Here is a 4,872-nt window from a genome sequence, read left to right as displayed (position 1 = left end):
CCGCGGCCAGGGCCTGCCGATGGTCCCGCAGCGGGAGATCGACAAGGCGCGGTCCGTCGTCGAACGCTTCATGATCCGCTGGCGCGGCGAGCCGGACCCCAAGCACGTGGCGGCGGTCGACGCCTACTGGACCAGCGCCGCCGAGCACGGCATGAACGCGTCCACGTTCACCGCCCGCGTCATCGCGTCCACCGGCGCGGACGTGTCGGCGGCCCTGTCCGGGGCGGTCGGCGCCATGTCGGNNCTGATGGGCTTCGGCCACCGGGTGTACCGAGCGGAGGACCCGCGCGCACGGGTCCTGCGCCGCACCGCCCGCGAACTGGGAGCCCCGCGCTTCGAGATCGCCGAGGCCCTGGAGAAGGCGGCCCTCGCCGAACTGCACGCCCGGCGCCCGGACCGCGTCCTGGCGACGAACGTCGAGTTCTGGGCCGCCATCGTCCTGGACTTCGCGGAGGTCCCGGCCCACATGTTCACCTCGATGTTCACGTGCGCCCGTACCGCGGGCTGGTCCGCGCACATCCTGGAGCAGAAGCGCACCGGACGCCTCGTACGGCCCTCCGCGCGCTACACCGGCCCCGGCACGCGCAACCCGCGCGAGATCGATGGCTACGAGGACATCGCTCACTGAGATCGGGTGTGAGTACGGCACATGTGGCGGCGCTCCACGGAGTGCCGCCACACGTGCGTCACCGACCGACATCCATCCGCGGTCGCTTCGGAAACGCAGACGACCCGCGCACTCTGGTCCCCTCCGAGGAGGGAGCCGGCCGGACTTACCGGCGAGCACGCGGGTCGGGTGACTGCTTGAGATTGGGCCGGCTGCACGCTCGTATCACGCGCTGGTCCGGCACCGCACTGAATGTGGTGACGGGCCGCTAGCCCGCAGCCACCTCGCTGGTCCGGGTTTCAGACATGTACCCGATCACCTCCTTTCGGCGTGGGACACACACTAAGAAGCGTTGCGCCGACGCTCAAGTGATTTTCCGCGGCGGTGATTTTCCGGGACATCCACGCGTTGAAGCGTTGACGGCATCGGCGAGGGGAAGCGATCTTGTGGAGGGTGCCGGAACGACGGAGATCCGAGGCCGGTCCGGAGATCGCCCGCTGCGGTCGGCCGGGGCCGAAGCGCCCGCGCACAACGATTTCCTCAATCTTGTGGGAACAAGATGTGGGCTGCGTCACGTTCGAGTTGAATGATTCCTAGTGAGTGATTCGTAGTGTTCGTAGTGAGTGAACATGCGCGCGGGCACACCGCGCAGGACACGCCGACACGGCCTGCAGGGGGTGCCAGGTGAGTGCTTCGCGGCGTAGCGGGACCACGGACGAGCTCGGGCCGCACGAGCCTGAGCGGGACGGGGCCGATCTGCTCGCCGCTCTGCTCGACGGGATGGACGCGGCGCTGTGCGCGTTCGACGCCGACGGAGTGGTGACGCACTGGAACCGGGAGGCGGAGCGGATTCTCGGCTGGAGCGCGACCGACGCCGTCGGGCGGCACGGGTTCGCCGGCTGGGCCGTGCGGACCGCGGACGCCGAGGAGGTCGAGGGGCGGCTGCTGTCCGCGATGCAGGCCCCGGGGCGCCAGGTCCACGAGTTCGCGCTGCTCACCAAGGAGGGCGGCCGGGTGCTCGTACGGACCCAGTCGGCCGCCGTGCCGGGGCCCAATGGGAAGCCGGCCGGGGTGTACTGCGCTTTCAGCGAGGTGCACGCGCAGATAGACCTGGAGCGGTCGATCGCCCTGAGCGAGGCGCTGTTCGACGACGCCGCCTGGGGAGTCGTGCTCGTCGACGTCGACCTGCGGCCCGCCGTGGTCAACGCGCACGCGGCGCGCGCGCTCGGCAGCGGACGTACGGCCCTGCTGGGCCGGCCCCTGGGCGAGTTGCTCGCGCAGGGCGTGGAGGAACTGGAGAGCGCGCTCACGCACGTCCTCGCGGAGGGCGCGCCGCCGGCGCCCGCCGAGATGTGGGTGACGCTGCGGACCGCGGAGGGCGAGCAGCGCCGTTGCTGGCGCAGCGGCTTCCTGCGGCTTGCCTCGCCGCTCGCGGAAGAACCGGTTCCGCTCGGGGTGGGCTGGCTCTTCCAGGACGTGACCGAGAGCAAACAGACCGAGCAGGAGGCGGCGCTGCTGCGGTTCAGGACCAACCAGCTGCACCGGGCCGCGCGCGCCGCCGCCGAGTGCGAGGACCCCGCGGAGGCGGCGTCCGTCCACCTCGACTTCGCCCTTGCCGGGTTCGCCGACCATGCGCTGATCGACCGGGTGGCCGGTGGTCCGGTGCCCGACGGAGAGGGGCCGGTGCGGCTCGTACGGGGCACCGCCACACCCTCCGGCGCGCCGGGCCCCAGCCTGCCCGCGGGCCGCGCAGGGCTGCCCGTCCGGTACGCCGAGGGGCATCCGGCTCTCCAGTGCGTCGAGCGGATCGGTTCCGTACGTGCCAGTGCGGGGGCGACCGACCCCGAGCGCGCCCGCGACTGGGCTGCCGCCCGCCAGTGGCCGGCGGACTCGGTGCACGCCCTGTGCGTCGTCCTGCGCAGCCGCGGCCGGACCCTGGGCGTGGTCACGTTCCTGCGCGCCGCCAGCCGCACACAGTTCGAAAAGTCCGACGCGACGTACGCGGAGGACGTAGCCGTCCGCATCGCAACGACCCTGGACCTGGCGGCAACCCTGGACCACCGCCCCTGAAAAGCGGGGGCGCAGCCCTACTTTTCAGGGGCGCGGGGAACGGCGCAGTCTTTTGCCTTGAAGGGGCGCGGGGAACTGCGCAATCTTTTAGGGGCGCGGGGAACTGCGCGACCAGCCACAGGCGGCCCGCACCGTCGTCCTCCGCCGGCGAGGCGAAGCGCGGCTACCGCCAGTAGAAGATCCGGTCCGCGTATTCCTCGAACACGCGGCCGTTCCACTCGTGGCCCCCGTCCACGTTCCCCGACCGCAGCAGCGGCGGTTCGATCCCGCGCTCCGCGAGGACACCCGCCGCCGTCGCCATGACCGACTGGAGCATGGCCGACGTGACGACCGTGGAGGCGGACGCGAAGGGCGCCGGAATGGTGTCGAGGGTGAGCTCCGCGTCGCCGATCGCGATCTTCGAGTCGAGGACGACGTCGCAGTGGTCCTTGAGGTACGTCCCCGAACTGTGCCGGGACGCCGTCTCGGAGGCGTACGCGACCGACGTGACCCCGATGACCTTGAGACCGAGGGCGCGGGCACTCATCGCCATCTCGACGGGAAGGGCGTTGCGCCCGGAGAGGGAGACGATCACCAGAAGGTCGCCGGCGCGGGCCGGACTGGAGTCGAGGACCACGCTCGCGAGGCCGTCGACCCGTTCGAGCGCGGAGCCCAGCGTCGCGGGCATGACGTCGACACCGACCGCGCCCGGCACCGCGAGCAGGTTCATCAGCGCGAGGCTGCCCGCCCGGTAGACGAGGTCCTGCGCGGCCAGCGACGAGTGCCCGGCGCCGAAGGCGAAGAGCCGCCCGCCGTCCGCGACCGTGTCCGCGATCATCGTCCCGGCGGCCTCGATCGGCCCCGCCTCCTCGTCCCGTACCCGCTGCAGCAGGCCGATCGCGGCGTCGAAGAACTGCCCGGCCAGCTTGCTGTCGCTCATCGACGAAGCCCCTTCCGCTGTCGTGTCGCGGATCACGTTGCGGTCTGGACCACTGTCGTGTCAATACGCTCCGCAGGAGCGACACTGGGTGACGAGGGCCCCTTTCCCACCCGGCCGGGTGCCGGGCCCGGCATGATCGCGCAGGCAGTCGTTACCACGTGGTTTCAACGGCGCGGCACGGTTGTCGGTGGGATGCGTCAGAATTGATGCCCAGGGCCAGCGCACACGCCGGTGAGCCACCCAGCCTCCGGCAGAGCTAAACGAGGGGCACGTATGTCCGGACTGATCGACACCACGGAGATGTATCTCCGCACCATCCTGGAGCTGGAGGAGGAAGGTGTGGTCCCCATGCGCGCCCGGATCGCCGAGCGGCTCGACCAGAGCGGGCCGACCGTCAGCCAGACCGTGGCGCGCATGGAGCGCGACGGTCTGGTGGCCGTCGCAAGCGACCGGCACCTGGAGTTCACGGAGGAGGGCCGCCGGCTGGCCACGCGCGTGATGCGCAAGCACCGCCTCGCCGAGTGTCTGCTCGTCGACGTGATCGGTCTGGAGTGGGAGCAGGTGCACGCGGAGGCGTGCCGCTGGGAGCACGTGATGAGCGAGGCGGTCGAGCGCCGCGTGCTCGAACTGCTGCGCCACCCGACCGAGTCGCCGTACGGGAACCCGATCCCGGGCCTGGAGGAGCTGGGCGAGAAGGACGTGGCGGATCCCTTCCTGGACGCGGGCATGGTGTCGCTGGCCGATCTCGACCCCGGCCTCGACGGCAAGACGGTCGTCGTCCGCCGTATCGGTGAGCCGATCCAGACGGACGCGCAGCTGATGTACACGCTGCGGCGGGCCGGCGTGCAGCCGGGTTCGGTCGTGAGCGTGACGGAGTCCGCGGGCGGGGTGCTCGTGGGCAGCGGCGGGGAAGCCGCGGAGCTGGAGTCGGACGTGGCGTCCCACGTGTTCGTGGCGAAGAGGTAGAGGGATGGAGCGGTAGAGGGATAGAGGGATAGAGGGGTGGAGGGGTGGAGGGGTAGGACGGCGGGGCCTGGTGCCGTCGTGCGCGCGGCGGCGTGCCCGGGGGACGCGTCCCTGGTCCAGGCCTTTCGTGGCTGCCTCCGGCCGCTGCGCACCTCGCCGTCAACTCCCTTAACTTTCATCCCAGTTGCCCGGCCTCGGCGTTCCCGTAGAAACAAAGATTCAGTGTGCGGAATCGCAGCGAACGGACCATTCGCGTGCGAGGCTGTCGCGAGAGGCATATGACCTGAGGGCTCTTGACCGTGACGGCGGC

The 4,872-nt window shown here is 71.0% G+C and carries 4 protein-coding genes and 1 pseudogene; 4 read left to right on the top strand and 1 reads right to left on the bottom strand.

Annotated elements, in window-relative coordinates; translation table 11 throughout:
• From AOK01_RS45785 to AOK01_RS36265, 3 genes and pseudogenes are all read left to right on the top strand, one after another.
• A pseudogene (locus AOK01_RS45785) lies at nucleotides 1-242 on the top strand (citrate/2-methylcitrate synthase); the annotation flags it as partial.
• Between the two features lie 2 nt (nucleotides 243-244).
• Nucleotides 245-628, top strand: a 384-nt coding sequence (locus tag AOK01_RS45780) for a citrate/2-methylcitrate synthase (RefSeq protein ID WP_281181489.1), incomplete at its 5' end; no start/stop codon positions are given.
• Between the two features lie 663 nt (nucleotides 629-1,291).
• Nucleotides 1,292-2,677: a PAS domain-containing protein gene (locus tag AOK01_RS36265; RefSeq protein WP_055519265.1), complete on the top strand. Its 1,386-nt coding sequence runs from the start codon at nucleotides 1,292-1,294 to the stop codon at nucleotides 2,675-2,677.
• A 163-nt stretch (nucleotides 2,678-2,840) separates the two neighbouring features.
• Here the strand turns inward: AOK01_RS36265 and AOK01_RS36260 are convergent, their stop codons facing one another.
• Nucleotides 2,841-3,596 (bottom strand): SIS domain-containing protein, encoded by a 756-nt coding sequence (locus AOK01_RS36260; RefSeq protein WP_055519263.1) that lies wholly within the window; start codon nucleotides 3,594-3,596, stop codon nucleotides 2,841-2,843.
• 273 nt (nucleotides 3,597-3,869) lie between these two features.
• Between AOK01_RS36260 and AOK01_RS36255 the strand changes: the two genes are divergently transcribed.
• Nucleotides 3,870-4,562 (top strand): iron-dependent transcriptional repressor DtxR, encoded by a 693-nt coding sequence (locus tag AOK01_RS36255; RefSeq protein ID WP_055519260.1) that lies wholly within the window; start codon nucleotides 3,870-3,872, stop codon nucleotides 4,560-4,562.
• Nucleotides 4,563-4,872 lie beyond the last annotated feature (310 nt).

The organism is Streptomyces aurantiacus (genome assembly GCF_001418335.1).
GTDB classification, from domain to species: Bacteria; Actinomycetota; Actinomycetes; order Streptomycetales; family Streptomycetaceae; genus Streptomyces; species Streptomyces aurantiacus.
The sequence above is the reverse complement of the archived record's forward strand: the minus strand, read 5'-3'. Positions and strand labels throughout refer to the sequence as shown.